This window comes from Gluconacetobacter diazotrophicus PA1 5 (assembly GCF_000021325.1).
GTDB classification, from domain to species: Bacteria; Pseudomonadota; Alphaproteobacteria; order Acetobacterales; family Acetobacteraceae; genus Gluconacetobacter; species Gluconacetobacter diazotrophicus.
Map to the genome: position 1 here is coordinate 3,083,422 of NC_011365.1, position 15,714 is coordinate 3,099,135.

At 66.2% G+C, this 15,714-nt stretch carries 18 protein-coding genes; 13 read left to right on the plus strand and 5 right to left on the minus strand.

Features of this window, described 5'->3' with window-relative positions:
• Nucleotides 1-7 precede the first annotated feature (7 nt).
• Together GDIA_RS14125 and GDIA_RS14130 are read left to right on the plus strand one after the other, a co-directional pair.
• Nucleotides 8-1,990: a conjugal transfer protein TraG gene (locus tag GDIA_RS14125; protein ID WP_012554589.1), complete on the plus strand. Its 1,983-nt coding sequence runs from the start codon at nt 8-10 to the stop codon at nt 1,988-1,990.
• A gap of 13 nt (nt 1,991-2,003) precedes the next feature.
• The gene (locus GDIA_RS14130) at nt 2,004-2,435 is read left to right on the plus strand and encodes a hypothetical protein (RefSeq protein WP_012554590.1); all 432 of its coding nucleotides are present in this window, start codon (nt 2,004-2,006) and stop codon (nt 2,433-2,435) included.
• Nucleotides 2,436-2,501: 66 nt separating this feature from the next.
• Here the strand turns inward: GDIA_RS14130 and bla are convergent, their stop codons facing one another.
• Genes bla through GDIA_RS14150 form a run of 4 tightly spaced genes read right to left on the minus strand, consistent with a single transcriptional unit; the run spans nt 2,502 to nt 5,434 of the window.
• Nucleotides 2,502-3,371, minus strand: coding sequence for a class A beta-lactamase (gene bla, locus GDIA_RS14135; protein ID WP_012554591.1), 870 nt, complete (start codon nt 3,369-3,371; stop codon nt 2,502-2,504).
• Nucleotides 3,372-3,409: 38 nt separating this feature from the next.
• Nucleotides 3,410-4,306: an alpha/beta fold hydrolase gene (locus tag GDIA_RS14140; RefSeq protein ID WP_012554592.1), complete on the minus strand. Its 897-nt coding sequence runs from the start codon at nt 4,304-4,306 to the stop codon at nt 3,410-3,412.
• Nucleotides 4,307-4,325: 19 nt separating this feature from the next.
• A complete protein-coding gene (locus tag GDIA_RS14145; RefSeq protein WP_012554593.1) occupies nt 4,326-4,766 on the minus strand; it encodes a DUF1330 domain-containing protein in 441 nt (146 codons plus the stop codon).
• The gene (locus GDIA_RS14150; RefSeq protein ID WP_012554594.1) at nt 4,763-5,434 is read right to left on the minus strand and encodes a DUF2239 family protein; all 672 of its coding nucleotides are present in this window, start codon (nt 5,432-5,434) and stop codon (nt 4,763-4,765) included. The genes GDIA_RS14145 and GDIA_RS14150 overlap by 4 nt, the downstream gene beginning before the upstream one ends.
• A 407-nt stretch (nt 5,435-5,841) precedes the next feature.
• Here GDIA_RS14150 and trbB point away from each other — a divergent pair, with 407 nt between their 5' ends.
• From trbB to GDIA_RS18825, 11 genes are read left to right on the plus strand one after another with little or no spacing between them, the layout of a single operon-like run.
• Nucleotides 5,842-6,783, plus strand: a complete 942-nt coding sequence (gene trbB / locus GDIA_RS14155) for a P-type conjugative transfer ATPase TrbB (protein WP_169307525.1) — start codon at nt 5,842-5,844, stop codon at nt 6,781-6,783.
• Nucleotides 6,784-6,809: 26 nt separating this feature from the next.
• Nucleotides 6,810-7,121 (plus strand): TrbC/VirB2 family type IV secretion system protein, encoded by a 312-nt coding sequence (locus tag GDIA_RS14160; RefSeq protein ID WP_157864218.1) that lies wholly within the window; start codon nt 6,810-6,812, stop codon nt 7,119-7,121.
• A complete protein-coding gene (locus GDIA_RS14165; protein ID WP_012554597.1) occupies nt 7,121-7,396 on the plus strand; it encodes a VirB3 family type IV secretion system protein in 276 nt (91 codons plus the stop codon). The genes GDIA_RS14160 and GDIA_RS14165 overlap by 1 nt, the downstream gene beginning before the upstream one ends.
• 7 nt (nt 7,397-7,403) lie before the next feature.
• Nucleotides 7,404-9,842, plus strand: a complete 2,439-nt coding sequence (gene trbE, locus GDIA_RS14170; RefSeq protein ID WP_012554598.1) for a conjugal transfer protein TrbE — start codon at nt 7,404-7,406, stop codon at nt 9,840-9,842.
• Entirely contained in the window at nt 9,839-10,576 is a 738-nt protein-coding gene (gene trbJ / locus GDIA_RS14175; protein WP_012554599.1) for a P-type conjugative transfer protein TrbJ, read from the plus strand. The genes trbE and trbJ overlap by 4 nt, the downstream gene beginning before the upstream one ends.
• Nucleotides 10,577-10,585: 9 nt before the next feature.
• A complete protein-coding gene (gene trbK-alt, locus GDIA_RS14180; RefSeq protein ID WP_012554600.1) occupies nt 10,586-10,915 on the plus strand; it encodes a putative entry exclusion protein TrbK-alt in 330 nt (109 codons plus the stop codon).
• Nucleotides 10,912-12,276 carry a P-type conjugative transfer protein TrbL gene (gene trbL / locus GDIA_RS14185; protein WP_012554601.1) on the plus strand — a complete coding sequence of 455 codons (1,365 nt, stop codon included), beginning with the start codon at nt 10,912-10,914 and terminating at the stop codon, nt 12,274-12,276. The genes trbK-alt and trbL overlap by 4 nt, the downstream gene beginning before the upstream one ends.
• 8 nt (nt 12,277-12,284) lie before the next feature.
• Entirely contained in the window at nt 12,285-12,968 is a 684-nt protein-coding gene (gene trbF, locus GDIA_RS14190) for a conjugal transfer protein TrbF (RefSeq protein WP_211205857.1), read from the plus strand.
• Complete coding sequence (trbG, locus tag GDIA_RS14195) at nt 12,965-14,038, plus strand: P-type conjugative transfer protein TrbG (RefSeq protein ID WP_012554603.1); 1,074 nt, start codon at nt 12,965-12,967, stop codon at nt 14,036-14,038. Before trbF ends, trbG begins: the two co-directional genes overlap by 4 nt.
• Nucleotides 14,035-15,237, plus strand: coding sequence for a TraB/TrbI/VirB10 family type IV secretion system protein (locus tag GDIA_RS14200; RefSeq protein WP_012554604.1), 1,203 nt, complete (start codon nt 14,035-14,037; stop codon nt 15,235-15,237). Before trbG ends, GDIA_RS14200 begins: the two co-directional genes overlap by 4 nt.
• On the plus strand, nt 15,234-15,467 hold the full coding sequence (locus tag GDIA_RS18825) for a DUF2274 domain-containing protein (protein WP_012554605.1): 234 nt from the start codon (nt 15,234-15,236) through the stop codon (nt 15,465-15,467). The genes GDIA_RS14200 and GDIA_RS18825 overlap by 4 nt, the downstream gene beginning before the upstream one ends.
• On the opposite strand, the gene GDIA_RS14205 is transcribed toward GDIA_RS18825, so the two are convergent.
• Nucleotides 15,452-15,673: a type 2 periplasmic-binding domain-containing protein gene (locus tag GDIA_RS14205; protein ID WP_043459007.1), complete on the minus strand. Its 222-nt coding sequence runs from the start codon at nt 15,671-15,673 to the stop codon at nt 15,452-15,454. The genes GDIA_RS18825 and GDIA_RS14205 overlap by 16 nt on opposite strands.
• Nucleotides 15,674-15,714: the final 41 nt, after the last annotated feature.

A 15,714-nucleotide genomic window follows, 5' to 3' on the forward strand; every position in this document is an offset into this window, starting at 1 on the left:
GAATGTCGTGCCTGCGACCAAAATTCTCTGGGGTCAGATCATCACCGTCTTCGCCATCGTCTTGCTGGCGACCTGGATCGCGACCGAATGGACTGCCTGGCGGCTCGGCTTCCAGCCCGAGCTGGGACGGCCCTGGTTCGAGGTCCTGCACTTCCCGTTCTATCTGCCGCCGGCGTTCTTCTGGTGGTGGTACGCCTACGATGCTTATGCGCCATCGATCTTCATCGAGGGCGCATACATCGCCTCATCCGGCGGTCTCATCGCCGCGGCGGTGGCCATCGGCATGTCCGTCTGGCGCGCCCGCGAGGCCGAGAACATCGCGACCTATGGCTCCGCGCGTTGGGCGCAGCCGCAGGAGATCGCTGAAGCTGGCCTCCTCGGTTCCGACGGCGTGGTGCTGGGCCGTCATCAGCGCAGCTATCTCCGCCATGACGGTCCCGAGCATGTCCTGTGCTTCGCCCCGACCCGCAGCGGCAAGGGCGTCGGCCTCGTCATCCCATCGCTGCTGACCTGGCCGGGCTCGGCGATCGTCCACGACATCAAGGGTGAGAACTGGCAGCTCACCGCGGGCTTTCGCGCGCAGCACGGCCGCGTCCTCCTGTTCGATCCGACCAACGCAAAATCGTCGGCCTACAATCCGCTACTCGAGGTGCGCCGCGGCGAGTGGGAGGTCCGCGACGTCCAAAACATCGCCGACATCCTGGTCGACCCGGAAGGCAGTCTCGAAAAGCGGAACCATTGGGAGAAGACCAGCCACGCGCTGCTGGTCGGCGCGATCCTTCATGTCCTCTACGCCGAGGAGGACAAGACCCTCGCTGGCGTCGCGTCCTTCCTCTCTGATCCGAAGCGGCCAATCGAGTCGACACTGTCGGCGATGATGCGGACGCCGCACCTCGGCGAGGCCGGCGTCCATCCCGTCGTCGCCTCCGCAGCGCGCGAGTTGCTGAACAAGTCCGGCAACGAGCGGTCCGGCGTGCTGAGCACGGCCATGTCGTTCCTCGGCCTCTACCGCGATCCCGTGGTGGCCGAGGTGACGCGGCGCTGCGACTGGCGGATCGGCGACATCGTGGCCGGTGACTGGCCGACCACGCTGTACCTCGTCGTGCCACCGTCTGACATCAACCGGACCAAGCCGCTCATCCGCCTCATCCTCAACCAGGTCGGCCGGCGGCTGACCGAGGACCTGCAGGCCAAAGCTGGGCGACGCCGACTGCTCCTCATGCTCGACGAGTTCCCGGCGCTCGGCCGCCTCGACTTCTTCGAGTCCGCGCTAGCCTTCATGGCCGGCTACGGCATCAAGAGCTTCCTGATCGCCCAGTCGCTGAACCAGATCGAGAAGGCCTACGGTCCAAACAACTCGATCCTCGACAACTGCCATGTGCGGGTCAGCTTCGCGACCAACGACGAGCGGACGGCGAAGCGAGTCAGCGACGCGCTCGGCACGGCGACCGAGATGAAGGCGATGAAGAACTATGCCGGTAGCCGGCTGTCGCCGTGGCTGGGGCACCTCATGGTCTCGCGCTCGGAGACCGCGCGCCCGCTGCTGACGCCTGGCGAGGTGATGCAGCTCCCGCCGACCGACGAGATTGTCATGGTGTCGGGGGTCCATCCGATCCGCGCGAAGAAGGCGCGCTACTACGAGGACGAACGCCTTCAGGAGCGCATCATGGCGCCTCCGGTGCTGGCGCGTCCGAAAGAGGTGCGCCCCGACGATTGGAGTTCGCGCCCGTTGCCGCCTCGACCACCGGCGCCGGCTGGGGTCGATGACGAGGACGCCGACGACGAGGACCCGAAGAACACCGACCGCCGGAAGCAGCCCGAACTCAGTCAAGGCACCGTCGAGAAGCAAGCACCGATCGAGAATGAGTTCGCGCTCGACCCGGTCGACGACATGGAGGAGGACGCACCCCGCATCGGCCGGATGAACGACCTCATGCAGGGCCTCGCCCAGCAGGCTTCGCTTGATCCGGGCGACGACCTCGGGATGTGAGGCGCTCGTGGCTATGCCGAAGAAGAAAGCCCAGCTCTCGGTTTATCTCGACCCTGAGGTGATGCAGTCGCTGGCGGCCTACGCCGCGCGCCGCGAGCAGTCGATGTCGTTGATCGCCGAGGCCGCCATCGCTTCGTTCCTATCGCCCGACGCCGACGAGCGGCGAGAAGCCGCCATCGCCAAGCGGCTCGACCAGCAGGATCGGCGACTGGCGCGTCTCGAACGTGATGTCGGCATCGGTGTCGAGACCCTGGCGTTGTTCATCCGCTTTTGGCTCAACACCACGCCGCCGCTGCCCGAGCCAGCCGCCAAGGCGGCGCGAGCGCAGGCCGGCGCACGGTACGATAATTTCGTCGCGACTCTGGGGCGGCGCCTCAACGAAGGACCAAAGCTGCGGCAGGAGATCCCAGAAGACGTCGAACAATCTCAATCCAAGAATGAATAGAGGATGGAATGTCGACGCAGAACGGATTCGCGCCGGGCCAGAGGGACTGGACCCGGTGGACGGGTTCTACAGACCAGCAGCGACGATTCGAGCCACATCGGCAAGAATGGCTTCCCGACTTGCCACCAAGCCCGGCGCTTCGCCGAGATAGGCTGTGACCACGATCGGAGCGCGGCCAGGCGGCCAGACAACGCCGATATCGTTCGTCGCGATCTTCTCCCAGGTGCCGGGCTTGTCGGCAATACGCCACCCTGCGGGCAGCCCGGCCCGAAGTCGATGAGTCGCGGCGTCCTTCGTGCCGCTCATCCATTCCGCCAGAAGGGCACGCGAAGCGTCCGAGAGGGCGTTGCCGAGCAGCAGCTTGCGCAACGTCTCCGCCATGGCGGCTGGTGAAGTGGTGTCATGGATCTCGCCCGGCTTAACGATGTTCAGCGCCAACTCCACATGGTCAAGCCTGGTCACTTGATCGCCCAACGATCGCAAGTAGGTCGTCAGCGCCTCTGGCCCGCCGAAGCTGGCGAACAGCAGATTGGCGGCTGTGCTATCGCTGACCGTGATTGCAGCTTCGCAGAGTTCCGCGATCGTCATGCCTCCAGGGCCGACATGGGGCTTGGTGGCCTTGAAGGGCGAGACCAGATCGTGCTCGGTGAAGGTGACGCGCCGGTTGAGCCATTCCTCATTCCGGTCGATGCGCGACAGAACGAAAGCCACGACAAGCGCTTTGCACGTACTGCACATGGCGAAGCGTTCGTTGACCCGGTTGCCGATCAACCGACCGGTCGCCGTATCGAGTATGGCCACACCCAGTCGTCCGCCGCTGCGTGATTCCAGTTCCTGCAACCGCGCCTGAATGTCGCCGTGGGCCCACGCATTGGATATAGGCCACGCCACGAGCGGCGCAGCCAATGCAAGACGTCGCGTGATTGAGACTGCCATGGTCTAGTTTCCCTCTTCGGCAGGCTGAGGAAAGTGTTTCAACCTCTGGCCCGTCGAGCCGTTCGGTCGATTTCCCCGGCGATCGTCTGATAAAGCGCAGGCGGCATGTCATGGCCCATGCCGTCGATCAGCATGAAGTCCGCATTCGGGATCGAGGCGGCGGTGTCCTTGCCGCAGGCCGGAGCAATGAGCGGATCGTCCGTCCCATGCACAACCAACGCAGGAACCATGATGGTGGTCAGCCGTGAACGGCGGTCGCCGGCGACGGCCATCGCCGCGAGCTGTCGCGCGCCGCCGGCGGGGTCATATGCGCGTCTGATTTCTTCCAGAACGAGGAGGCGGTGAACCTCGCCGTCGAGTGGGTACCGCGATCCGGCGATGCGCTGGGCGAAAGCCAAAGCGTGCGCCAAAAATCCCTGTTCGTCGGAGAAAGGATCGGGTGCCGAGCGCGTCATCATCGCCATGACATCCGGCGCGGCTTGCGGAAGCTGCGGGTTGCCCGTGCTCGACATGATCGAGGTCAGGGATAGCGCCCTCTCGGGATGTTCGCTTGCCATGATCTGCGCGATCATTCCACCCATCGATCTGCCGACAACGTGCGCCCGATCGATGTCGAGAGCATCAAGCAGGCCGATCGCGTCCGCAGCCATGTCGTAGAGGGTGTAGGGAACGTCGGGCGGTCGTCCGGTCATGAGCGCCGCTGCCAGTGCCCCGAAATCCGGCGGAGCGCAGTGGCTGAAATGCGTCGAACACCCGGCGTCGCGGTTGTCGAAGCGGATCACACGATAGCCCCGCACCGCCAGGTCTTCGCAGAATGGATCCGTCCATCGAATCATTTGGGTGCCGAGCCCGGCGATCAGCAGGATCACTTCGTCGGTCTCGTCGCCGAAGCTGTCATAGGCCAGCTCAATGCCGCTGGCTTGTACGGTATTCATGGTCGTGGCGTGTCCTGGGTCAAGCCGGAGGCAGGAGTTCACTCAAGGGCAGAAGGCGCGAGTCTTCGACCGCCGCCGTGCGGTGTCCGATGCCGGCGAGGTAAGCGTCGTGACTGGCGAAGGCCAGGAAGGATGCGACGCTGCTTTGGCGAACCAGCATCGCCCTGTCCCACGTCTCGTCTTCCGGCCCGATCAGGAATGGGCCGCCAGCGCAGAGCAGCAGGAGTTCACCACCGCTGTCGTGCAAAAACGGAAGGGTATGCCGAATATACCGGTCGAACGCTTCCGCACCGCTGATCGGCTCCGGCGGCGCGAGCTCCGGATGAGCCGAGTAATCGGCTATCGCGCGGAATCTCAGAAGGTTCAGCATGATGATGCTGCCTTCGAAACCGCGCTGGACGAATAGTTTGCCGGTGCTCGGCGTCGGTTCGAGATAATTGACCTTCGCGAGGACGCTCACAGCCTCTCCTTTTCATTATCCGTTGTCCCGCTGGACTGCCGCTCGGAGCCGAACGCCAGATGCAGGGCGTACTCCCGGACGTCTTGCGGCCATGTGGCGACCCACCGCTCCAGACCGGAGCGATCATCGGCAAAGAGAGCGCGGTTCGCCTCCTCATAGCCAGGCAGATCACCGGCGATCGCTTGCATGAACTGGTACGCGGCCTCTTGGGCCGCGCGGCGCTGCCGCCGCGTTCCGCCGTCTCGCCCGGCCTCATCCACCAGCCTTCTCAGGACGGCGGACGCACCGCCCGGCTGATCGGCCAGCCATTCCCAGTGCCTCGGCAACAGCGTCACCTCACGCGAGATGACCCCTAATTTCGGCCGTCCTCGACCTCTCGGTTCAGAACCCCCATCGCATGCGGGTTCCGGCATCTCGTCCGCTTGGGGCCGATAGCGCCCGGCGACGGGTCGAGGTGGGCGGGACAGCCTCTCGATAACCTCGGCCTTGCCGCCTCGGAGGTCCAGATCGATGACGCGGCCCGTCGTGTCATCGAAGACGAGGACCATGGTCGAGGAATCTCTTTCCGTCGCCGCTTTTACAGTCAGAGCCACTTCGATCAGCGGACCGGACGACAGGCGCTGCTGGTCGCAGAAGGCCGTACAGGGTTTCGACAGCGCATTAGACACGGGCGGACACCAAGGCCGGAGAATGGCTTTTATTACCCGGGTAGATATTCTATGTCAATAACACCCGGGTGTTATGTGTCGGGTATCGTCTCCGATGATGCCGGTGCCGACCTACGGATCTGGCCGTGCGGAGGGGCGAGGAACTCTCAGCCCGAGTCGCCACCCACCTAGACGTTCGGAGACGGCACTTCGTCGGTATCGACGACCGTGGCTCTCCGCACCCGGCAAGTATTTTTTCTCTGCTCTACGCTGTGGCGCTACGCCATCTGAATACTTGTTGAAGCGCCCCATTTTCTTCCTTTTCTAATCATCCCCGTTGCCAATCGCGTGTCGCGATTGGCCCTCCGACGGGGACGATCGTGGCACTTGCTCCACTCCATTCCGAGGCCTTCTCACGCGGCGCGCGCATGCTGCGCACCGCGCTTGGGCCCGCGATCGCCGCTTTCCTTGAAGACCCGTCGATCGTTGAGGTGATGCTCAATCCCGACGGTCGGCTCTGGATCGATCGGCTGTCGGGAGGCCTGGAGGATACCGGGCGAACCATGTCGGCCGCCGACGGCGAGCGGATCGTGCGCCTGGTCGCGCATCATGTCGGCGCCGAGGTCCATGCCGAGCGCCCGCGAGTCTCGGCCGAGCTGCCCGAGACGGGGGAGCGGTTCGAGGGCCTTCTCCCACCTGTCGTCACGGCTCCGGCTTTTGCAATCCGCAAACCCGCCGTCGCCGTCTTCACGCTCGACGACTACGTCGCCGCCGGCACCATGACCGCGGGCCAGGCAGCGTCGCTGCGCGAGGCCGTTGCCTCCCGCAAGAACATCCTGGTCGCCGGCGGGACCGGCACCGGCAAGACCACGCTCACCAACGCGCTCCTGGCCGAGATCGCGGGGACCAGCGATCGCGTGGTGCTGATCGAGGATACGCGCGAGCTGCAATGCCGCGCGCCGAACCTGGTAGCGATGCGGACCAAGGATGGGGTCGCCTCGCTCTCCGACCTGGTCCGCTCGTCCCTGCGTCTGCGGCCCGACCGTATCCCCATCGGTGAGGTGCGCGGCGCCGAGGCGTTGGATTTGCTCAAAGCCTGGGGGACCGGACACCCCGGCGGGATCGGCACGATCCACGCCGGCACCGCGCTCGGCGCGATTCGCCGCCTCGAACAGCTCATCCAGGAAGCCGTCGTCACCGTCCCCAAGACGCTGATCGCCGAGACCATCGATCTCGTCGCGGTGCTGCGCGGCCGCGGCGGCGAACGCCGCCTCTCCGAACTCGCCCTCATCGCCGGTCTCGATCCCGCCACCGGCGATTACCGCGTCCAACCCGCCGAGGCGGGCGGCGATCTCGGAGACCCCTCATGATCCGTGTTCTCGCCACCGCCCGCCGGATGCACCGGCGCGCCCTCGACGTCATCACCTTCGCTGCGCTCTCGCTGGCCTTCGCTCCGGCGGCCTATGCCTCTGGCTCCTCCATGCCGTGGGAGACGCCGCTCAACTCCATCCTGGAGTCGGTGCAAGGCCCGGTCGCGAAGATCATCTCGGTGATCATCATCACGGTGACCGGCCTGACCCTCGCCTTCGGCGACACCTCCGGCGGCTTCCGCCGGCTGATCCAGATCGTGTTCGGCCTCTCGATCGCCTTCGCCGCGTCGAGCTTCTTCCTGTCCTTCTTCAGCTTCTCCGGCGGAGCGCTGATCTGATGGCCGCGATCGTCGATCCCGACGTGCCCGGCTTCTTCGCGCCGGTCCATCGCGCGCTCACCGACCCGATCCTGATGGGCGGCGCGCCGCGGACCGTCGCGATCGCCAACGGCACGCTCGCGGCGGCGATCGCGCTCGGCCTCCGTCTCTGGATACCCGGCGCGCTCATCTGGGCCGTCGGGCACGCCGCAGCGGTCTGGGCCGCAAAGCGCGACCCGCAGTTCGTCGACGTGGTTCGCCGTCACCTTCGCTATCCCGCACATCTGGGGGTCTGAGGCGGCCATGCTGAACCTTGCCGAATATCGCCATCGCCCCTCCGGCCTCGCTGACTTCCTGCCCTGGGCGGCGCTCGTTGGAGAGGGCGTGGTCATCAACAAGGACGGCTCGTTTCAGCGCACGGCGCGGTTTCGCGGGCCGGACCTCGACAGCGCGACACCGGCCGAGCTGGTCGGCGTCACCGCACGGCTGAACAACGCGCTCCGCCGCCTTGGCTCCGGCTGGGCGATCTTCGTCGAGGCGCAGCGGATCGCCGCCCAGACCTATCCCCATTCGATCTTTCCCGATCCGGCCTCGGCCCTGGTCGATCTCGAACGGCAGGACGCTTTCGAGGAAGCGGGCGCGCATTTCGAGAGCCGCTACTTCCTCACCTTCGTGTGGTTGCCGCCGGCCGAGGACGCGTCCCGGATCGAAGGCTTCCTTTACGAGGGCCGCTCGCAGAGCGGCGTCGATCCATGGGAGCTGCTGCGCGGCTTCGTCGATCGGACCAACCGCGTCCTGCAACTGGTCGAGGGCTTCATGCCCGAGGTCGCCTGGCTCGACGACGGCGACACGCTGACCTACCTGCACTCGACCATCTCGACCCGCCAGCAGCGGGTGCGCGTCCCCGAGACGCCGATGCACCTCGACGCGCTCCTGGCCGATGAGCCGCTCGCCGGCGGGCTCGAGCCGCGGCTTGGGTCGCACCACCTCCGCACGCTGACCATCGTCGGCTTCCCGACCGCGACCCACCCCGGAATCCTCGACGAGCTGAATCGCCTGGCCTTCCCCTATCGCTGGTCCACCCGCGCGATCCTGCTCGACAAGACCGAAGCGGTGAAGCTGCTGACCAAGATCCGGCGGCAGTGGTTTGCCAAGCGCAAGTCGATCGCCGCCATCGTCAAGGAAGTGATGACGAACGAGGCGTCGACACTGGTCGACTCCGACGCGGCCAACAAGGCGGCCGACGCGGACCTGGCGCTGCAGGAGCTCGGCACCGACGATGTGGGGCAGGCCTACATCACCGCGACCGTCACGGTCTGGGACGAAGAGCCCGGCCTCGCGGCCGAGAAGCTGCGCCTCATCGAGAAAGTCATCCAGGGCCGCGACTTCACCTGCATGCCGGAAGGGGTGAACGCGCTGGAGGCGTGGCTCGGGTCCATCCCCGGGCACGCCTATGCCAACGTCCGACAGCCGCCGGTCTCGACGCTGAACCTCGCCCATATGATTCCGCTGTCGGCTGTGTGGGCGGGGCCGGCAAGGGACGAGCATTTCCAGGCTCCGCCGCTGCTGTTCGGCAAGACTGAGGGTTCGACGCCGTTTCGGTTGAGCCTGCATGTCGGCGATGTCGGGCACACCCTGATCGTCGGGCCGACCGGCGCCGGCAAATCGGTGCTGCTGTCGCTGATGGCGATGCAGTTCCGCCGCTATCGCAACAACCAGATCTTCGCCTTCGATTTCGGCGGCTCAATCCGCACCGCCGCGCTCGCCATGGGCGGCGACTGGCACGATCTCGGTGGCAGCCTCTCCGCGGGGTCGGAGCATTCCGTGTCGCTCCAACCGCTGGCGCGGATCGACGCCCAGGCCGAGCGCGCCTGGGCGGCGGAGTGGGTGGCGGCGATCCTCGCCAAGGAAGGCGTCACCATCGATCCGACTGCAAAGGAGCATGTCTGGTCGGCGTTGACGTCTCTGGCGTCCTCGCCCGTGGGCGAGCGCACCATCACAGGCCTCGCGGTGCTGCTGCAATCGACGGCGCTGAAGCAGGCGCTCCAGCCTTATTGCGTCGGCGGTCCCTCCGGCCGGTTGCTCGATGCCGAGGTCGAACAGCTCGGTTCCGCCTCGGTCCAGGCCTTCGAGACCGAGGGGCTGATCGGCGCCGGCGCGGCGCCCGCCGTGCTGACCTATCTGTTTCATCGCATCGAGGGCCGTCTCGACGGTCGCCCGACGCTGCTCATCATCGACGAAGGCTGGCTGGTCCTCGATGACCCCGCATTCGCGCAGCAGCTCCGCGAGTGGCTGAAGACCCTGCGCAAGAAGAACGCCTCCGTCGTCTTCGCCACGCAGTCGCTCTCCGACATCGACGGCAGCAACATCGCGCCCGCCATCGTCGAGAGCTGCCCGACCCGCATCTTCCTGCCGAACGAACGCGCGATCGAGCCGCAGATCACGGCGATCTATCGGCGCTTCGGCCTCAACGATCGCCAGATCGAGATCCTCGCGCGGGCGACGCCCAAGCGCGACTACTACTGCCAGTCGCGACGCGGCAATCGCCTGTTCGAGCTGGGGCTCGGTCCCGTCGCGCTTGCCTTCTGCGCGGCCTCGTCGAACGCCGACCACGCCGCGATCGAGCGCGTCACCGCCGAGAATGGCCGCGAGGCCTTCACGCCCACCTGGCTCGCCGACCGCGAGCTTCTGTGGGCAGCCGATCTCATTCCCGACCTGACCAATCTGGAGACGTCATCATGATCAAGCTGCGCCATCTGGCGGCGGCAAGCGCCGTCGCATTGTCGCTGGGCATTGCCGCGCCGCCGGCATCGGCGCAGTGGATCGTCTACGACCCGACCAACTTCAGCCAGAACGTGCTGACGGCCGCGCGCGAGCTGCAGCAGATCACCAACCAGATCACGATGATCAACAACCAGGCGACGAGCCTGATCAATCAGGCCCGCAATCTCGCCAACCTGCCGATGTCGACGCTGACCCAGCTTCAGTCGTCGATCGCCCAGACCCAGTCGCTGCTCAGCCAGGCGCAGAACATTTCGTTCAATGTGCAGCGCATTCAGACCGCCTACTCGACCAGCTATGGCGCGGCGGCGGGCACGGGCTCGACCACGACAATGGTCGCCAATGCCCAACAGCGATGGCAGAATTCGGTCGGCGCCTTCGAGGACAGCCTGAAGGTTCAGGCCGGCGTCGTCGGCAACATCCCCACCAACTCCAGCGCCATGACCTCGCTGGTGACGGCCAGCCAGAGCGCGACGGGCGCGCTGCAGGCCGCCCAGGCCGGCAACCAGCTTCTGGCGCTGCAATCCCAACAGCTTTCCGATGTCGTTGCAGTGCTGTCGGCGAAGAGCCGCGCCGATGCTCTGGAGCAGGCGCGCGTTGCCGCCGCCGAGGCGCAGGGCCAGCAGAACTACAAGACCTTCTCGACGCGCTCCGGCTATGTGCCGGGCAACGTCACCATGTTCAGCGGCAACTAAGGTGGCGTGATGCTGGGCCGGTCGGAGATTTTCCGCGCCGCCGCGATCGTCGCCCTGATCGCGTGCTTCATCGCGGCGCTCGTCACGATCAATCGGCGTCCCTCCGCGCCCGCTGCCGACGAGACCTCGCCGACCACCATCGCCCCGGCATCTGATGACCTCTCGGCCGAGCTGCGCCGTTGCAGCGCGCTTGGCCCACAGGACGCCGAAGACCCGCATTGCGTGGCGGTCTGGGAGGAGAACCGCCGGCGATTCTTCGGCAGGCCGGCGCGGCCGTTGCCGTCATCGCCCCCGGGCGGCGCCGCGCCGGCCACTCCTTCGTCAGGAGACGCGCGATGAACAACGTCGGCGTCATCGATACCTTTCTCAACACCTTCACCACCTACATCGATTCCGGATTCGGGCTAATCAAGGGCGAGGTCGGCTATCTTTCCTCCACCCTGATCGTCATCGACATCACGCTCGCCGGTCTATTCTGGGCCTGGGGCGCCGACGAGGACATCCTCCAGCGCCTGGTCAAGAAGACACTCTACATCGGCTTCTTCGCCTTCATCATCACCAACTTCAATAATCTCTCGGCCATCGTCTTCAACAGCTTCGCCGGCCTCGGTCTGAAGGCGGGCGGTTCGTCGATCTCGACCGCCGACTTCCTGCGGCCGGGCAAACTCGCCCAGGTCGGGCTCGACGCCGGTCAGCCGCTGCTCGACGCCGCCAGCCAGATGATGGGTTTCACCAGCTTCTTCGCGAACTTCGTGCAGATCGCGGTGCTGATGGTCTCCTGGCTGCTGGTGCTGATCGCCTTCTTCATCCTCGCGGTGCAGCTCTTCGTCACGCTGATCGAGTTCAAGCTGACGACCCTCGCCGGCTTCATCCTCATTCCCTTCGCGCTCTTCAACAAGACCGCGTTTCTCGCCGAGAAGGTGCTTGGCAACATCGTGGCCTCCGGCGTGAAGGTGATGGTGCTGGCCGTCATCGTCGGCATCGGCACCGGGCTCTTCTCGCAGTTCACCCAAACCTATGCCGGCGGCCAGCCGACGATCGAGCAGGCGCTCTCCGTCGTGCTCGCGGCGCTCGCCATGCTCGGCCTCGGCATCTTTGGCCCAGGCATCGCTACGGGCCTGGTCTCCGGCGCGCCGCAGCTCGGTGCGGGTGCCGCGGTCGGGACTGGCCTTGCCGTCGCCGGCACGGCGATGGCCGGCGCCGGAGCGCTCGGCCTGGCCGGAAGGGGAGCGATGGCGGCAGCCTCGGGCACGGCCGCCGCCGCCCGTGGCGGCGCGGCGATGGCTGGCGGCGCTTCCTCCGCCTACAGCGTGGCCTCGGCCGGCCGCTCCGGCGTCTCGGGCGTGGCCGCCGGTCTTGGCGGGGTCGGCCGGGCCGCCGCGTCTTCAGCGGTAGCGCCTATTCGCCGTGCGGCGGGCCGCGCCGCCGGCTCGATGCGCGAAAGCTTCGCCGCCGGCGCCCGGTCCAGTTTCGCTGCAACCGGCGGCTCATCCACCCAAGGCACGGTCGGCGGCGCGCAGACTGCGGGCGGCAGCGGCGCGACCGATGCCGGCTCGAACCCGTCGGGGCCGCCCGCCTGGGCCCGTCGCATGAAGCAGAACCAGTCGATGGCGCGCGGCGCGCAGACCGCCGCCCAGGTTCTCAAGTCCGGCGATAGCCATGGCGGCGGCCATTCCGTCGATCTCTCGGGAGGAGAATGAGCATGGCGATCTTCCGCCGCGCGTCGGTCCGCTACGGCCGCACACCTGAGCCTGAAACCCCATACCAGCGCGCCGCCCAGGCTTGGGACGATCGCATCGGCTCGGCCCGCGTGCAGGCGAAGAACTGGCGGCTGATGGCCTTCGGCTCGCTGGCGCTCTCCCTGGGCTTGGCTGGCGGTCTCGTCTGGCAATCGACCAATGGCAGCATCGTCCCCTGGGTGGTGCAAGTCGACAAGCTCGGCCAGGCCCAAGCCGTCGCACCCGCGACCGCGGACTACGCGCCCAGCGATCCGGAAATCGCCTGGTATCTCGCCCATTTCATCCAGATCGTCCGTTCGCTGCCGGCCGATCCGATCATCGTGCGGCAGAACTGGCTCCAGGCCTACGACTTCACCACCACCTCGGGTTCGCAGGCGCTCAACGACTATGCCCGCGCCAATGATCCGTTCGCCAAGCTGGGCCATCAGCAGATCGCCATCGACGTCTCGAGCGTGATCCGCGCCTCACCGTCGAGCTTCCGGGTCGAATGGGTCGAGCACCGCTATCAGGACGGCGCGCTCGCCGACACCTCGCGCTGGACAGCCATTCTCACCGTGGCGATCCAGCCGCCGACCACCGCCGACGCGCTCCGCAAGAACCCGCTCGGCATCTACGTCACCGCCATCAACTGGTCGAAGGAGCTGGGACAATGACCCCGCCGATTTCCATGGAAGCCGGCGGTCCGGCTTCACGTCTTTCAGTCTCTCAGCAGGACCGGCAAGGAGGGATTACGCCTTTCCGTAAAGCCGGCCTTGCGGCTTTGCTGCTCTCCGTGTCAGCGCTCGGCGGCTGCGCACACAAGTTCATCCCGCCGGACATCAACTATGACAGCGCGACGCTGGCGAATCTCACCGTCGATCCGCCCGCGCCGGTCAAGATCGTCGAGCTGCCCAAGCCCTTACCCTTGCCGGGTCAATTGAAGCCGCTCAACACGGGCAAGCCCGTCCCGGAGGCGCCCGATCCCACCGTGCGCGTCAACCAGGCGAATGCGGCCGCCCGCATCCAGCCAGTTCGCAATGGCTTCATCAACGCCGTGCAGGTCTATCCCTATTCGGCGGGTGCGCTCTATCAGGCCTACACCGCACCGGGCGAGATCACCGACATCGCGCTGCAGGAGGGCGAGCAACTCGTCGGCACCGGCCCGGTCGCCGCCGGCGACACGGTACGTTGGATCATCGGCGACACGGAGAGCGGCGCGGGCGCGACCAAGAAGATCCACATCCTCGTCAAGCCGACGCGGCCTGACTTGGTGACGAACCTCGTCATCAACACCGATCGACGGACCTATCTACTTGAGCTGCGCTCGACCGAGAAAACCTACATGGCCTCGGTCTCCTGGCAGTACCCGGAAGACCAGCTCATCGCGCTGCGCCAGCAGAATGCCGCGGCCGAGACGGTCGCGCCGATAGCCACCGGCGTCGACCTTGCCGCGATCAACTTCCGCTATGCGATCGAGGGCGATAACCCCGCCTGGCGACCGCTGCGCGCCTTCGACGATGGTCAGAAGGTCTACATCGAGTTCCCGTCCGGCATCCGCCAGGGCGAAATGCCGCCGCTCTTCGTCATCGGGCCCGCCGGCGGCTCCGAGCTGGTGAATTACCGGGTCCGGCAGAACTACTACATCGTCGATCGCCTGTTTGCCGCGGCCGAGTTGCGCCTCGGAGACAAGGACAGCGAGCGGCGGGTCCGCATCGTCCGCACCGACGGAAGGCCGCGGTCATGACGGACGAGCCGGAAGAACAACAGCCGGCGCCGACGCCGGTCGTGCCGCCCGACCTGCGGCTCAGGGGCGAACGACCGCGCGTCACGCGTCTCTCTCGCAAGGTGCTGATCACGCTCGGAGGGGTGTCTGCGCTCACCGTGGCCGGCGCACTTGGCTACGCGCTTCAGACCCACAACAAGGGACAGTCCGGCCAAGAGCTGCTCAGCACCCAGAACCGCCCCTCAGCCGAGGGGCTGGCTGGCCTGCCAAAGGACTACACGGGCCTGCCGCGCCAGGCGCCCCCGCTCGGGCCGCCGCTGCCTGGCGATCTTGGCAAGCCGATCTTGAACGCCGGCGCGGCGCCCAACACCACGGTCCCAGCGACCACGCCCGATCCGGCGGCGCAGCGCCTTGCCCAAGAGACCGAGGCGGCGCGTGTCAGCCGCCTGTTTGCGCAGACCAACGAGCAACCCCAGCCAGTCGGCCTCGTCACGCCTCCGGCGGCGGGGACGCAGAGCGGGCCATCGCCCGCGCCGCCCGTCGACGCCGGCTCCGCGCAGAACATGCAGGACCGCAAGACCGCGTTCCTCAACACCACGCCGGACAAGCGGACGGTCAGTCTCGACCGTCTCGAAGCCAAGGCTTCGCCCTATGTCGTGCAGGCAGGAACGGTGATCCCGGCGGCGCTCATCACGGGCATCCGTTCCGACCTTCCCGGCCAAATCACCGCCCAAGTGACCGAGCCCATCTATGATTCTCCGACCGGCCAATACCTGCTGATCCCGCAGGGGGCGAAGCTGATCGGCCAGTACGACAGCTCGGTCGCCTTCGGCCAGAGCCGCATCCTCCTTGTCTGGACACGCATCATTATGCCGGACGGCAATTCGATCGTGCTGGAGCGCCAGCCTGGCGCTGACACGCAGGGCTATGCCGGCCTCGAGGACGAAGTCGACAACCATTGGGGCATGCTCTTTAAGGCGGCAGTGCTCTCGACTTTGCTCAGCGTCGGCGCTGAGGCGGGCACGAGCCAGGACGAGAACAACCTGGTGCAGGCGATCCGGAGCGGCGCGTCGAACAGTATCAGTCAGACCGGCCAGCAGATCGTGCAGCGCCAGCTCAACATCCAGCCGACGCTGACGATCCGCCCGGGCTTCCCGGTGCGCGTGATCGTCACGCGCGACCTGGTGCTCGCGCCGTACGACCAAGGAGGGAGGCCATGAGCAAATTGAAACTTGGACCCTTCACAGAGGACAAGCCCGTCAAAGTAAGTGTTGAACTTCCCGCCGGAGTCCACCGTGATCTCGTCGCCTATGCTGAGACGCTTGGTAGGACAACAGGTCAAGCTGTGCCCGATCCGGTGAAATTGATTGTCCCGATGATCACGCGATTCATGGCGACCGATCGAGCGTTCACCAAGGCTCGGCGCGACCAGAGTCAGATCAGGGGCTGATCGGCGGAAAGATCAGGATAGCGTTCGCGTAGCATCTTCAAGAACGGAGACAGGGACGGATTGCTGTTTGCTTGCCGCCAATAGGACCGGAAAGTGAAGCGCATCGGTCCGTCCAAATCATGCACCTCGCGAAAACTCACGCCGCTTTGGGCGGATCCGATCGCGCCTTCCAGCGCCAGCAGAAGGCCCCAGCCGAGGCTGACCAACGTTAGAGCGTGATGATTTCGGTCTGAATCGGAATATGGGT